13 protein-coding genes are annotated in these 13114 nt (G+C 34.8%); 11 read left to right on the forward strand and 2 right to left on the reverse strand.

The genetic code is table 11. The features are described from left to right. Window positions 1-14: 14 nt before the first annotated feature. Genes P1K33_RS12305 through P1K33_RS12325 form a run of 5 tightly spaced genes read left to right on the forward strand, consistent with a single transcriptional unit; the run spans window position 15 to window position 3577 of the window. Window positions 15-605: a hypothetical protein gene (locus tag P1K33_RS12305; protein ID WP_284653279.1), complete on the forward strand. Its 591-nt coding sequence runs from the start codon at window positions 15-17 to the stop codon at window positions 603-605. Between the two features lie 5 nt (window positions 606-610). Continuing rightward, complete coding sequence (locus tag P1K33_RS12310; RefSeq protein ID WP_284653280.1) at window positions 611-1717, forward strand: hypothetical protein; 1107 nt, start codon at window positions 611-613, stop codon at window positions 1715-1717. A 3-nt stretch (window positions 1718-1720) separates the two neighbouring features. Further along, on the forward strand, window positions 1721-2110 hold the full coding sequence (locus P1K33_RS12315) for a hypothetical protein (RefSeq protein WP_284653281.1): 390 nt from the start codon (window positions 1721-1723) through the stop codon (window positions 2108-2110). 43 nt (window positions 2111-2153) lie between these two features. Then, window positions 2154-2978, forward strand: coding sequence for a hypothetical protein (locus P1K33_RS12320; RefSeq protein ID WP_284653283.1), 825 nt, complete (start codon window positions 2154-2156; stop codon window positions 2976-2978). Between the two features lie 11 nt (window positions 2979-2989). Continuing rightward, window positions 2990-3577: a hypothetical protein gene (locus tag P1K33_RS12325; RefSeq protein WP_284653284.1), complete on the forward strand. Its 588-nt coding sequence runs from the start codon at window positions 2990-2992 to the stop codon at window positions 3575-3577. A gap of 259 nt (window positions 3578-3836) precedes the next feature. Here P1K33_RS12325 and P1K33_RS12330 read toward each other — a convergent pair whose 3' ends face one another. Together P1K33_RS12330 and P1K33_RS12335 are read right to left on the reverse strand one after the other, a co-directional pair. Then, the gene (locus tag P1K33_RS12330) at window positions 3837-4250 is read right to left on the reverse strand and encodes a hypothetical protein (RefSeq protein WP_284653286.1); all 414 of its coding nucleotides are present in this window, start codon (window positions 4248-4250) and stop codon (window positions 3837-3839) included. Window positions 4251-4354: 104 nt separating this feature from the next. Beyond that, complete coding sequence (locus P1K33_RS12335) at window positions 4355-4909, reverse strand: helix-turn-helix domain-containing protein (protein ID WP_284653287.1); 555 nt, start codon at window positions 4907-4909, stop codon at window positions 4355-4357. Between the two features lie 374 nt (window positions 4910-5283). Between P1K33_RS12335 and hsdR the strand changes: the two genes are divergently transcribed. The 6 genes from hsdR to P1K33_RS12365 are packed head-to-tail and all read left to right on the forward strand — an operon-like array spanning window position 5284 to window position 13056. Beyond that, complete coding sequence (hsdR, locus tag P1K33_RS12340) at window positions 5284-7668, forward strand: EcoAI/FtnUII family type I restriction enzme subunit R (RefSeq protein ID WP_350028983.1); 2385 nt, start codon at window positions 5284-5286, stop codon at window positions 7666-7668. Window positions 7669-7670: 2 nt separating this feature from the next. Continuing rightward, window positions 7671-8708 (forward strand): PD-(D/E)XK nuclease family protein, encoded by a 1038-nt coding sequence (locus P1K33_RS12345; protein WP_284653289.1) that lies wholly within the window; start codon window positions 7671-7673, stop codon window positions 8706-8708. Then, entirely contained in the window at window positions 8709-9290 is a 582-nt protein-coding gene (locus tag P1K33_RS12350; RefSeq protein WP_284653290.1) for a Cap15 family cyclic dinucleotide receptor domain-containing protein, read from the forward strand. 4 nt (window positions 9291-9294) lie between these two features. Further along, window positions 9295-10731: a class I SAM-dependent DNA methyltransferase gene (locus tag P1K33_RS12355; RefSeq protein ID WP_284653291.1), complete on the forward strand. Its 1437-nt coding sequence runs from the start codon at window positions 9295-9297 to the stop codon at window positions 10729-10731. Further along, window positions 10731-12632: a restriction endonuclease subunit S gene (locus tag P1K33_RS12360; protein ID WP_284653292.1), complete on the forward strand. Its 1902-nt coding sequence runs from the start codon at window positions 10731-10733 to the stop codon at window positions 12630-12632. The genes P1K33_RS12355 and P1K33_RS12360 overlap by 1 nt, the downstream gene beginning before the upstream one ends. Beyond that, window positions 12625-13056: a hypothetical protein gene (locus tag P1K33_RS12365; RefSeq protein ID WP_284653293.1), complete on the forward strand. Its 432-nt coding sequence runs from the start codon at window positions 12625-12627 to the stop codon at window positions 13054-13056. Before P1K33_RS12360 ends, P1K33_RS12365 begins: the two co-directional genes overlap by 8 nt. Window positions 13057-13114: the final 58 nt, after the last annotated feature.

Below are 13114 nucleotides of genomic sequence, written 5' to 3' on the forward strand. Positions count from 1 at the left end.
ATAAAAACTGAATTATGAAAACAAAAACAATTATTGGAATACTCTTAATAGCAATGGGAGTTTTATCCTCTTGCTCTTCGTTTAATGAAGTGCATTATTTTAAGGACAAAGTAGGTTCGAAACCAGGTGAGGTAACTAAAGTCTCCAATTATTACAGAGTGAAAATATGTGGTTATTCCTTTCTTTCCAGTTCAAGGTATGTTTCTGGCTATTTTAACCAAGACGCAATTAACCTTTATTTTAATGAATTCACACAACCAGAAAATGGAGCACTTGGTCAAACGCGAACTACGGACAATGTAAAATCATTAGTCACCAATGAAGACGGCAATGAACTGGTATTGGTTTTTTCAACCAATGCTAAAGCAATTTCTTCTCAGATTGGGAATATCGCCAAAAACCAGGTAATATTAAATAGCGCGGCGCAACTGACCCAAAAGGATAAATTGATGGAAGCCGCAAAGCTTAAATATCAGATTAAAGATATAAAGCAAGACATTGATTTTTTTAGTTTAAGTGTAGATAGTCATCTTAGTGACATAAATAGTAAAACCGCCGCTGATTTAAGACGTGAAATTCAAGATTTGTTAAACTCGTTAAACTAAACACGATGAAAAAGTTATTTATTATATGTGTTTTATTCATCGCCACAGGTTGCATGAGTAAATTAAAGGTAGTTGTTGAAGTAGCCGATAGGGATAAAATAATTACCGAAAGTGGCAGACTAGATCAGCCAAATGTTGCCTTATCGATAAATTCTCTGCAAAACTTTATAACTGAGTGGGATAAAAAACATAAAGATAGAATGAGCAAATTGTTTAGCGATGTAAAAACTGGATTAGGTGTATCGACGTTAAGTCCTGCAGTTATAAAAAAATTTACTGACAAGATCGATGCTCATATAGAGAATATTAAAACTAATAAAGAAAAAGCTGAGCAGTATTATAATACTTATTTAGGTGACAATAAGAAATTGGTAGAGCTTAACGCTGCTAAACTTTATGTGGAAAAAGGAGGCTCTGAATTAGAGAAACTCGAAGCGACTCTTAAAGATGAAGGAGTTTTGAATGCTCCAACATTGGCTGTTGTGCCTGAAAGTCGTGAAGTTGCTGCAACAGTTTCCAGTGGCATAACAGCTTTGGCAAATAATGGTGCACTTAGAACACGCTTTCCTATCTTGGGTGATGAACTGGTTTGGTTTATCTCAAAAAACAGCGACAAGGATATCTGGAAAAGTGTTTTTAACAAAACTGCCTGTGCCAATTTCATGGGAAATGCAGACATGGCGATGATACTGAGGTCAACTCCTCCCGAGAGAGAGATAAAAAGCGGTGACTATAACAATAACTTTACCATTAAGGGTGTTAGGCTGGATGCTGCTGACGCTACCAATGCTTTGGTAACAGGATTGACTCAGACCTTCAATTTCATTGCAGCTACACAAGGCATTCCTTCTGTACTGAATGCAACTCCACAGACAGGTACCGCAGACAATCCGTTACCCAATGGATCGACTGCCGTTAACACCATTTATGATGATCAGTTTAAAATCGAGACTGATAGAAAGAAACTTGAAAAATGCAAGGAGCTTTTAATTCAAAAAATCAAACAGGAAAAATTCCCTGCTAATCAAACGGACGCTGATGCTCGTGCTGCTGCAAATAGAATTAAAAAATATTGGGATGAAATAATCAAAATTGAACTTCAAAAAACATAAATCATGAAAATTAATCAAGTATATATCACCACCAAAAATTTGGATTTGGAAAACGAAAATTTCTTAGTTAAAAAAGGCACAGCTCTTCAAGTCACAAATATTTTTGACGCAACAGATACCTCAGTTCCAACCAAGGTTGAATTTAAGATTGACAAAATTAACGGGAATTATACACTCGACGAAAATAAATTCAAAAATTACATTAATGACAATGTCCTTTTCGGAGCGGCTCTCTCGAATTTTAATGTAGGCGACTGCGTAATCCATGTTGTGTATGGCCAAGGCTTAGTTATAAGTAAGCAGTACTATAATTCCATTGATTCCTGGCTCTATGGTGTGGACTTTAACGGCCAGAAGATAGGCTGCACGGAAGAAGAGTTAACAGGCTGTTGATTAGGTGAATAAACAATTGCTATTCTAACTTAAACTATAATTTATGAAAAAAGAACTTAAATATTTTTTGTTTGGTTTAATCATCAGTTGTGACATTATGTTTTCACAACCTACTACAGAAAAACCATTGGCATATGCAATGTCTCAAAAGTTTGTTGCCTCAGTGTTGGATGCACATCATACAATCCAGGATTTTTCTTTTGAAAGCACAAAGGATATCCGACAAAACTATGGCAGCAAGAGCTCTCAATTCATGAACGCCGTAAAAGCAGATTCCATTTTCAAAGCTGCCAGAAACAATATCAACTCGTTGTTATACAATATGAGCGAATTAAAAGAAACCGACCAACATAAGGCAATAATAACCATTCAACAATATATTAAACAGGCAAAGGAACTGGAGAAAGACAAAAATAATCTTCCTTCCTTTTTGGATATAATGTCAACCTCAAATAAGTTCGAAATCAATAATACAATCATAAGTGAAAACTTTATCTTGGGTATAGAAGGTACTTCAGCTAGCATTACACCTAATAATTCTTTGGATGTAAAAATTGATTTTAATATCAAAATACCACCTGGAAATCCTAAAGACTATATCCTTTATCTTTTTCCTAGTAATTGGATTTATTTGGAGGACAGGCTGTTTGGAGCAAACATAGGTACAGGCAAGAATGTATCAGTCTTTTATGATAGGCTTGATCGATACGCCCATAAATGGATTAATGGTATGGATAACAAATTGGACAAAATATACACAGGAAAATTTATGCTGATTATTATTGATAGAAACAAAAATATAATTACCCATTTCCAAAATGTGTTGATACCCTCAGACAGGGAATTTAAATATACCGTAACTGATTAAAACAACCTGAAATGAATAAAAATATTTTGGTAATCGGGATTCAGGTAGTATTGACTTTTTTAGGGGCCTTTGGTGCTATCTTAAAAGATATATTGCCCAACGAAATTGAGTCAAAACCTTTTATTTATGGCATTACTCAATTTAGCTGTCTATTTGTTTTTTTAATATTAAAAGCTGCATTTTTCAAAAAAAAAGTAATAAAAAAATCACATTGGATTGCTTTTGCTTCGCTTATGCTTGTGTCTTTCCTCGTTTCTTCCTGGTTTTTTTACAACCATAATCGAAAAGCTATTATATTGGTGGGAGCAAACGCTGAAAAAGTGATAATTGGTAATGAACTTACGCCCAGAGCTAAAACAGCTTGTACCAACATCAAAAAAATGTTTCCGGAATTAACTTTAAAGGAATGTCAGCAAAAACTTTTGGTAGAAGGTACTGCCGACGACCCAACATGGATTTGGACCGAACCTTCAATTGAACAAAACGAAGATAAATTTGTTTTATTTTACATATTGTTAGTCATCTCATTATCTGCTGGACTATTTTCCTTAGTAGAATTATTATCCCCCAATCAAACTGCTCCGGAAAATGCGCCTTGAGAGATTAAATGTAGATTAACAATACACTTGATTAAAGAATTTTTACCTTATAATCTGATAACGGAGTGAAGTCAGTTTGCCTCTCGATACATTTTGACTATGTCAAAACACTCGAGGTGACGGTCCTAAAACTAACGTCAGTTCGAGTGTTGCGAAGCAACGTATCGACCCGGGCGAAGCGAACGGAGCATAAGCTAGAACTCTATCAAGAACAAAAAAGCCTCCCCAAATGGGAGGCTTCCTTTTTAAACCTGTAACCTTACGACAAAGTCGCTTTGTGATTGGTAACCGCTGTGATAAACGAATCCACTTCGGTGATTTCCTGGTTGACTCTCGCCAAATCCATTTCCTTTTCGAGCAAGGCTACTGCGCCATAACTTTCCCTGCGGGTTTCCAACAGGAACTTTTTGTATTCCAGTCTTGTTTTTTTGTCCAGGGCATCGTCTTTGGTTGGTCCGTCGGGCAATACCGCGATGATGGTTTCGGTGGCGGCCAGTTCGGCCAATACGCCCTGAAGGACAGCGTCGAGCTCTTGTGCAGTTTCTGCATAGCGAACGGTCAAACGCTCATCAGATAATTTTTTAAAATTCAAATCGGCTTTTTCTTTGTTTGCCCAAGTTAACAACGCATCGCAATCGCTAATTTGTGTTAAGGCACTCACGGAGTAATTCATAATAAAAGTTTTTAAAGTTAATGCTTACGTCTTTTACAAATGATGTGCCAAAATATTTACATTTTGAGAATTTATTTTATTAATTTATTTACAAAACGCGAATTTTATTCTGTTTCCACAATCTCAATACTCCGATAGTGTTTCAGCAATTCGGCTTGAAGCTGCATGTTTTCCGAGACCAGAAGTTCATACTTCATCTTGTATTGGAACATTTTGCTTAAACCTTCATTTTCCAAACCCTGTGAAGCTCTCCGGTTTATGGCATTTAAAACAGTAGGTGATATCGAATGTTGATCAGACGGAGTGTTGTTAAGATAAGCCACCATTTGCAGGGCTTTTACATTGCCATGGTACTTCTTTTCGGCGGCGGTAATTTTTCGCAGCATGACTTCCATTTGGTATTGGTTCTCCTTTAACAGCCGCTCCACCAACTGTTGTTTTTGGAAAAATTGCTGCTCCAACACGTGCAGCCTTTTGGCAGACAGTTCGGGTGATTGTGCTACTTTGAGCAACTCCGCCAATAGGTATTTGGCCGCCATCGGTAAATCCCTTTTACCCAACTCAAATTTATTAATCTGAGTACGGTCAAGACTGAGCACCATCGCCAACTCCTTCTGGCTAAAGCCCAATATTTCCCGAATAGTTGACGGTTTCTCCATAGCGCTAAAGTAAGAATATTGTTCTACTTACTCAACTATTTGTAAAAATTTTATACTACTTCTTATTTTATTTTGATTTTTGTCACACTTTTAGTCATGTGAACAAAAAAAGTGACAGGTTTGGTCTCTTTTTTTAAGTCTCGAAGAAAAAAAGAGACAACTTTGGTCACTATTTTTTTTGTAAAAGAAGAAAAAGAGACCTATTCTGTCACATTTTTTATTGAGACAGAAAATTGTGTGACAAGTTTTGAAATTTCCTTTTATCGGATTTTTTTGGTTTTGGCCAAATATTATTACTAAAGAGCATCTGTGAATACCTACACTTTGAGAAAATTTAAGTATGTTTGGGAGAATTACTTTATTGTTTTATAATGATAGATAAAAAGAAATTATCGGAAAGGGATATTTGTTCTAAGTTTATTACACCTGCCATTCAAAGTGCGGGTTGGAATATTCAAACTCAGGTATTAGAAGAAGTTTCTTTTACGGATGGTAAAATTTATGTTCGTGGAAAGCTAACAGCTAGAGGTGAACGTAAAAGAGCAGACTATTTACTTTACTATCAAGACAATCCAATAGCTATCATTGAAGCGAAAGATAACAAACACTCCGTTCGTGCGGGTATTCAACAAGCTTTAAATTATGCAAGGATTCTAGATATCCCAAGTGTATTTAGCAGTAATGGTGACGGTTTTATTTTTCATGACAGAACTGCAACCGATGACAATATTGAAACTGAAATTGGTTTGGATGCTTTTCCTTCCCCCGAAATTCTTTGGTTGAAATACAAACATTACAAAGGCATTATAACTCCAGAAGGGGAAAAAATTGCTTTGCAAAAATACTTTTCCGATGGTTCGGGAAGAAAACCAAGATACTACCAACAGATAGCCATTAACAGAACTGTTGAAGCGATTGCCAACGGACAGAACAGGATTCTGCTTGTCATGGCAACAGGAACGGGTAAAACTTACACTGCTTTTCAAATTATACACCGCCTTTGGAAAAGCGGAGCCAAGAAAAGAATTTTATTTCTTGCCGATAGAAATGCTCTGATTGACCAAACCAAACGCGGCGATTTCAAACATTTTAAAGATAAAATGACTGTTGTTAAACATCGAATGATTGACAAGAGTTATGAAATATACCTAGCACTTTATCAAGGATTAGCCGGGACTGACGAAGAAGCCAATGCCTACAAACAATTTTCTCCTGACTTTTTTGACTTAATCATTATTGATGAGTGTCACAGAGGAAGTGCTAAAGACGATAGTTCATGGCGTGAAATTTTAACGTACTTCAATAAAGCTACTCATGTTGGTTTAACCGCTACTCCAAAAGAAACCAAAGAAACCAGTAACACAGAATATTTTGGGGAGCCAGTTTATACTTATTCCTTAAAACAAGGAATTGATGATGGTTTCTTAGCGCCCTATAAAGTAATTCGCGTTGCCTTAAATGTAGATGCCGAAGGCTATCGACCTGAACAAGGTAAAACCGATAAAGAGGGTAATGAAATTGAAGATAGAATCTACAACCGAAAAGATTTTGATCGCAGTTTGGTTATTGAAGAACGAACCGATGTTGTGGCTAAGAAGTTAACCGAATATTTAAAAGGATTTGACCGTTTTGCCAAGACCATTATTTTTTGTGTAGATATTGACCATGCCGAACGCATGCGTAATGCGATAGCCCGACACAATGCCGACTTGGTAGCGGAAAACTACAAATATGTAATGCAAATTACCGGCGATAATGATGAAGGTAAACGAGAATTAGACAACTTTATCAACCCCGAAGAAAAATACCCTGTTATTGCTACTACCTCTGAGTTAATGACAACCGGTGTTGACGCACAAACTTGTAAAGTAATCGTGTTGGACGCCAACATTAACTCAATGACCAAGTTCAAACAAATTGTGGGACGCGGTACGCGTATTAATGAAGAGTTTAATAAATTATACTTTACGATTCTCGACTTTAGAAATGCCACCGATAATTTTGCCGACCCTGATTTTGATGGAGACCCATTACGTGTAAAACCTATTACAGAAGATGTCGATTTAACTACTGTTGTGGCTGAAGAAGAGCAAGAAGACAAACCCATTATTGATGATATCACCGGAGATGAAATTGTAATTATTCCTCCTGTAGTTAGAACAGTTTCTGACATTGAACAAGATGCCTACAAAACCAGACCCAAACAATATGTAAACGGTGTTGATGTTTCGGTATTGGTTAGCCGGGAGTTGTATTTTGACCATAATGGTAAACCAATAACCACCAGTTTAAAAGACTATACCAAAACCTTAATACAAGAGCGCTTTGCTTCATTAGATGATTTCTTAGTAACATGGAACAAGGCCGATAAAAAAGAAGCCATCATCAAAGAATTGCAAGAACAAGGCGTTATGGTAGAAGCATTATACGATGCCGTTGATAAAAAAGTAGATTTGTTTGACTTGATTTGTCATGTGGCGTATGACCAACCTCCATTAACCAGAAAGGAAAGAGCAAACAACGTAAAGAAACGCAACTATTTTACCAAATATGGCGATCAAGCCCGTAAGGTATTGGAAACACTATTGGATAAATATGCTGATGAAGGTGTTGAAAATATTGAAAGCATCGAAGTATTACGTGTCAAACCATTTGATGAATATGGCTCGCCAATAGAGATTATAAATGAGTTCGGCAGTAAACAAAAGTATTTAGAAGCTGTAAGAGATTTAGAAAACGAATTGTATAGAAGAGTATAATAATGGTTATCAAACAATTTGAACAACTCTTTGAAGAGTTTAAAAAACTGCCTAAGCTTTCACAAAGTAACCCTACTTATATGGAAATTGCCGGCTATCCTCATTATGAAAATGTGTGTAGCAATATATTAAGTTTCTATTTTGACACACAACAACCCCATAAATTAGGGGATTTGTTTTTAAAGTCACTTTTAGAATGTCTAAACTTCGATTTAAACAAAATAGCTAAATTAACTACGTATGACTGTATTCGAGAATATTCTACCGATGAGCAAAAGAGAATTGATTTAGTTATTGAATGTGAAGATATGATCATCGCTATTGAAAATAAAATATTTCATTGGCTGCATAATGATTTAAATCACTATGAAAAGACCATAAATGATAGTTATTTCAGTAAAACAAAAAAGTTTTTTGTAGTGCTATCCATCAAGACTGAAAAAACAAAAGGGTCTTTTTGTAATGTTACTTACGAAAGTTTTTTCACAAAGTTAAAACAGAACCTTGGAAACTATGCCGTTAATGCAAATAACCAATATATAACCTATTTGTTGGATTTTATAAAATCAATTGAAAATCATTACACTGTGGAAGACATTAATATAGAGATGTTTAATTTTATAGTTAAAAACGAAGAAGCTATAAACGCACTCAACCAGGAAAGCAACAACATTAATAACCGATTAATAGATGTCGTTAAAAAGCTATTGCAACAAATAGAATACACCAACGAATTCCACCACCAAAAATGGATTTGGAACAAAAACACTATGGTATTCGATTTTAAGTTTGATAATAAAATTGTGGCAGTAGATATTACAATTAACAAAACAACTATTTTTGCTGAACTTTTTTTAAGAGGAGGCCGTCAAACCTATGATTTATTAGATTCTCTCCAACTGATTAAAAACAACCCCAATAAATTTAGCAAAAGTAAAAGAGGTTATACCCTATACACTAAGGATGTTAATTTTTTTGAGATTAACAAAGACGAATTCATCCCTAGGATAATTAACCTATTAGAACTAATAAAAAAATAAATGAATTTACAACACTACAATATAACTTTGCTGATTATTTTGATTATCGCTTTATATGGCCTTTTTAATTTACTATTTATTAAAATCACCAAAGCTGGTTTTAAACTTTTTCAAATTCCTTCTATATTTAGCGTAATCCTTGGAATTGTATATTTAATCAATACCTATTGTTGGAATTGGTGGCTGATAAATCCATTATTAGTAAATGTTCCCGATATTTCCGGAACATATAATGGCGTTGTAAACATTAGACATTTAGACAACAAAACCAAAGAAATTCCGCCCGTAAAAGTCGTTATAAAACAAACAGGAACAAATTTAGACTTTGATTTGTACTCAAAAAAAGGAAGTCATTCTACTAATATAGTATCTGAATTGGTTAAACAAAATGGCTTATGGTACCTTTATATTATTTATAAAAATGAGAATACAAAAAATCCGGAGAATAGAAATCGATACGAAGGAGTTAGTAAATTTGAAATTCATAATGAAAAAGACACCATCAATTTAGTCGGCCAATTCTATACTGATGAAACTCATAAAGCCTATGGCACCATTAAATTAAAAAGAACATCGAAATAAAACCATGTCAAACATCTCCTCCATACTAAAATCCATACAAAACATCATGTGGCAAGACACCGGACTAAACGGTGATGCCCAACGCATTGAACAACTCGGTTGGATGCTGTTTTTAAAAATATTCTCTGATAAAGACAAAGAGATTGAACTCCTTGATGAGACCTACACCTCGCCTATTCCCGATTTGTTTCATTGGGTAAAGGAAAAAGGCAATTGGGCCGGCGATGATGAAGGCATGACCGGTGACGAATTGTTAGAATTTGTTGACCGCAAATTGTTTCCGGCGCTGCGTAATATTGATGTAAGTACAGGTAATCGTCGTGCTTTGATTGTACGCGAGGTTTTTGATGGCAACAACAACTATATGAAAAGTGGTATCAACATTCGTAAGGTGTTGAACAAACTCAATGAAATGGACTTTAACGTAGCCAAAGACCGTCACGCTTTTGGTGAGTTGTATGAAAGCATTTTAAAAGGCTTACAAAGTGCCGGTAAAAGTGGTGAGTTTTATACACCCCGTGCTATTACCTCGTTTATTACCGAAATGATTAACCCACAATTGGGCGAAAAAATATTAGACCCTGCGTGTGGCACCGGTGGTTATTTGACTTGTGCCATTGAACATTTAAGAAAACAAGCCAATAATGTTGAAGACAACAAAAGCATTGAAGAAAACATCATGGGTTGGGAATACAAACCGCTACCCTATTTGTTAGCTACGACCAACTTGATTTTACACGATATTGAAGTACCCAACATTCGTTTTGGCGATGCCTTAGACCAGCCGTTGTCTAACTTTACCGAAAAGCATCGCGTGAATGCCATCTTGGCCAATCCACCCTTTGGTGGTATTGTAGCGAATAACAATGAAAATAACTTTCCTCAAAACTTTAGAACTAAAGAAAGTGCCGACTTGTTCCTTATTTTAATGATACACTTATTAAAACAAGGAGGTCGTGCCGGTATTGTATTGCCCGATGGTTCATTAACAGGTGATGGGGTAAAAGAACGCATACGCCAAAAGTTATTGGAAGAATGCAATTTACACACTATTATACGTTTGCCTAATTCTGTCTTTAAACCTTACGCAACAGTTGCCACCAATTTATTATTTTTTACCAAAGGGACGCGCACCAAAGAAGTTTGGTATTACGAGCACCGATTACCTGAAGGGGTAAAGTCATATAACATGACAAAACCCATACAAGCTAAAGAGTTTGAACCAATAAAAAAATGGTGGACTGATAGAAAAGAAAGTGATATTGCCTGGAAAGTGCCGATACAAACCATTATTGATCGTAAATATGATTTAGACATAAAAAACCCTAACAAGAAAGAAGAAGTACACGAATATGACAGTGTCGAATTAATGGAACTGTTGTACAATTCTTTTGAAAAAAGTAATGCATTGTTAAACCAACTTAAAGAAGCGGTGAAATAATGAGTTGGGAAAAAGTAAAATTAGGTGATTTATGCATCATTGAAAAAGGAACTACTGGGATTCAAAAAGCTATACCAGGTAAATATCCTTTGGTTGTAACTGCTGAAGACAGAAAATCACATAATGAATATCAATTTGATAATGAAGCTGTAATTATTCCCTTAGTTTCTGGAACAGGTCACGGACATGCTAGCATTAAACGTTTGCATTTTCAATCAGGTAAGTTTGCATTAGGCTCAATACTTTGTGCTGTTATTCCAAAAGATAAAAGTATTTTGAATGCGGAATATTTATTTCGCTTTCTTAATCTTAATAAAGAACGAGAATTAGTTGACAGAATGAAAGGAATGGCAAATGTTACCTTACCGATTAAGGAAATTGCCAAAATTGAAATTCCTTTACCAAGTTTAGAAGAGCAAATTGAATTTGTTGAGAAATATGGATTACTTGAAACTGATAGTGATGATATTTCTAATGAATTAGAACACCAACTCAATCTCATCAAACAATTGCGTAAAGCATTTTTGCGTGAAGCGATGCAAGGGAAGTTAGTAAAAAGCACCAACATTGAGACAACAGGACAACAACTCCTTGAAAAAATAAAAACCGAGAAAGCGCAATTGATTGAAGTAAAAAAACTCAAAAAAGAAAAAGAATTACCACCAATTACCGAAGATGAAATTCCTTTTGAAATTCCTAAAAATTGGACTTGGTGTAGGTTGGGTGAAATTGGGGAGTCTACAATCGGAATTATCTTTAGTCCTAATCAAGTTGGTGAAATTGGTATTCCTGTTTTAAGAGCTAACAACATCCAAAATAATTTAATTGACTATTCAAATTTGATATATGTTAATACTGTAGTTCGAGAGAAACAAATTGCAAATTTGGGAGACATTCTTTTATGTGTTAGAAGTGGGAGTAATAATTTAATAGGGAAAGCATGTCTAATAGATAAAAAAGGTATGTCATTTGGGGCTTTTATGAGTTTATATAGAAGCGATTTTAATCCTTTCATATTTAAATTCATGACTTCTGATTTATTTAAAATTCAAATTAATGATAAAAAGAGTACTGGTATAAATCAACTAACCCAAGGAACTCTCAATAACATTATTATACCACTTCCTCCACTCCACGAGCAAGAACAAATTGTAACCAAGTTGGAGGAGTTGATGGCGTTTTGTGATGGGTTAGAGCAAAGTATCAAGGAAAGTCAAGCGTATAATGAAATGTTGCTGCAACACTTTTTGAGAGAGGCGTTGCAACCAAAAGAGGAAACAAAAGTTATTGCTTTAGAGAATAGAAAGATTGAGCAACCATTAAAAACGATCCTTGCCGGTCATATTATCAAACAATGTAATACCTCAGATTTTGGTAGAGTTAAATTTCAAAAGTTATTGTACTTAACGGAGTATTACTGCAAGATAGATTTTGATTCTCATTATGTTAAAAAAGCAGCTGGTCCTTATGAAAATGATTTGATAAAAAAAATTGAAGCCGATTTTAGTCGTATGAGATTTTTCAATGTGGTACAAGATAAAACAGATACAAAAAGAGTTCATTATACAGCATTACCGGCAGCAAGTCAAATTGATGCCATGTTCCTGGAAAACTTCCCCAATGAATCACTCAAGATCAATAATCTATTGATGAAGTTAAGACCTTTGAGTTGGAGTGAATGTGAAGTAGTAGCGACTATTTATGCCGTATGGAATAACCGCCTTATAAAAGGTGAACCTTGTGATGATAATTTGCTGTATGATGATTTTATGTCTTGGGATGCTCAAAAAATTAAATACAAAAGCATATTCTATAAAAAGTTATTTTGGATGAAAGAAGAAAATATTATCCCTGACGGTTGGGGTAATTATGTATATAATAAAGAAAATAATTATGCCTAAAAAACAATTAATTATAAAAGTCAAGTGGTCTTATCCAAGAGAATTTGAAAATGCAAAAGAAACGGTGCTTTCTTATGAAGGTTATGGTGTTTATTGCATTTCTAGAAAATTTGGGAATAAAGAAACGATAATTTATATAGGAAAGACTGCAAGACAATTTAGAGACCGGCTTAAAGATCATCAGAACAAATGGTTGGATGATTATAGAGGAGAAAAAATAGTTCGATTTGGGACCATTACACAACCAAAAACTGTAACTAAAGAAATTATCAATGATTTAGAAAGTGCGATTATTTTTGAAATTCATCCTACTCACAACACTGATAAGAAAAACGGTTATCATTATACAGAAGAGTATAAAATAATAAATGAAGGATACAGAGGGCAATTGCCAAAGGAAATTGATATTAATAAACATTTATAACCCAGCTCAATTTCAACAGAATAATGAAAAGTTGTTGCAGCGGGTTTTGAGAGAGGCA

The sequence above is a fragment of the Flavobacterium terrisoli genome (genome assembly GCF_030167905.1).
GTDB classification, from domain to species: domain Bacteria; phylum Bacteroidota; class Bacteroidia; order Flavobacteriales; family Flavobacteriaceae; genus Flavobacterium; species Flavobacterium terrisoli.

Bases quoted from the DNA above. Each gene is read 5' to 3' on its own strand.
- P1K33_RS12335 (WP_284653287.1), bottom strand. From the start codon at position 4,909: ATGGAGAAACCGTCAACTATTCGGGAAATATTGGGCTTTAGCCAGAAG.
- P1K33_RS12360 (WP_284653292.1), top strand. From the start codon at position 10,731: ATGAGTTGGGAAAAAGTAAAATTAGGTGATTTATGCATCATTGAAAAA.
- P1K33_RS12355 (WP_284653291.1), top strand. From the start codon at position 9,295: ATGTCAAACATCTCCTCCATACTAAAATCCATACAAAACATCATGTGG.
- P1K33_RS12315 (WP_284653281.1), top strand. From the start codon at position 1,721: ATGAAAATTAATCAAGTATATATCACCACCAAAAATTTGGATTTGGAA.
- P1K33_RS12365 (WP_284653293.1), top strand. From the start codon at position 12,625: ATGCCTAAAAAACAATTAATTATAAAAGTCAAGTGGTCTTATCCAAGA.
- P1K33_RS12310 (WP_284653280.1), top strand. From the start codon at position 611: ATGAAAAAGTTATTTATTATATGTGTTTTATTCATCGCCACAGGTTGC.
- P1K33_RS12345 (WP_284653289.1), top strand. From the start codon at position 7,671: ATGGTTATCAAACAATTTGAACAACTCTTTGAAGAGTTTAAAAAACTG.
- P1K33_RS12305 (WP_284653279.1), top strand. From the start codon at position 15: ATGAAAACAAAAACAATTATTGGAATACTCTTAATAGCAATGGGAGTT.
- P1K33_RS12325 (WP_284653284.1), top strand. From the start codon at position 2,990: ATGAATAAAAATATTTTGGTAATCGGGATTCAGGTAGTATTGACTTTT.
- P1K33_RS12320 (WP_284653283.1), top strand. From the start codon at position 2,154: ATGAAAAAAGAACTTAAATATTTTTTGTTTGGTTTAATCATCAGTTGT.
- P1K33_RS12330 (WP_284653286.1), bottom strand. From the start codon at position 4,250: ATGAATTACTCCGTGAGTGCCTTAACACAAATTAGCGATTGCGATGCG.
- P1K33_RS12350 (WP_284653290.1), top strand. From the start codon at position 8,709: ATGAATTTACAACACTACAATATAACTTTGCTGATTATTTTGATTATC.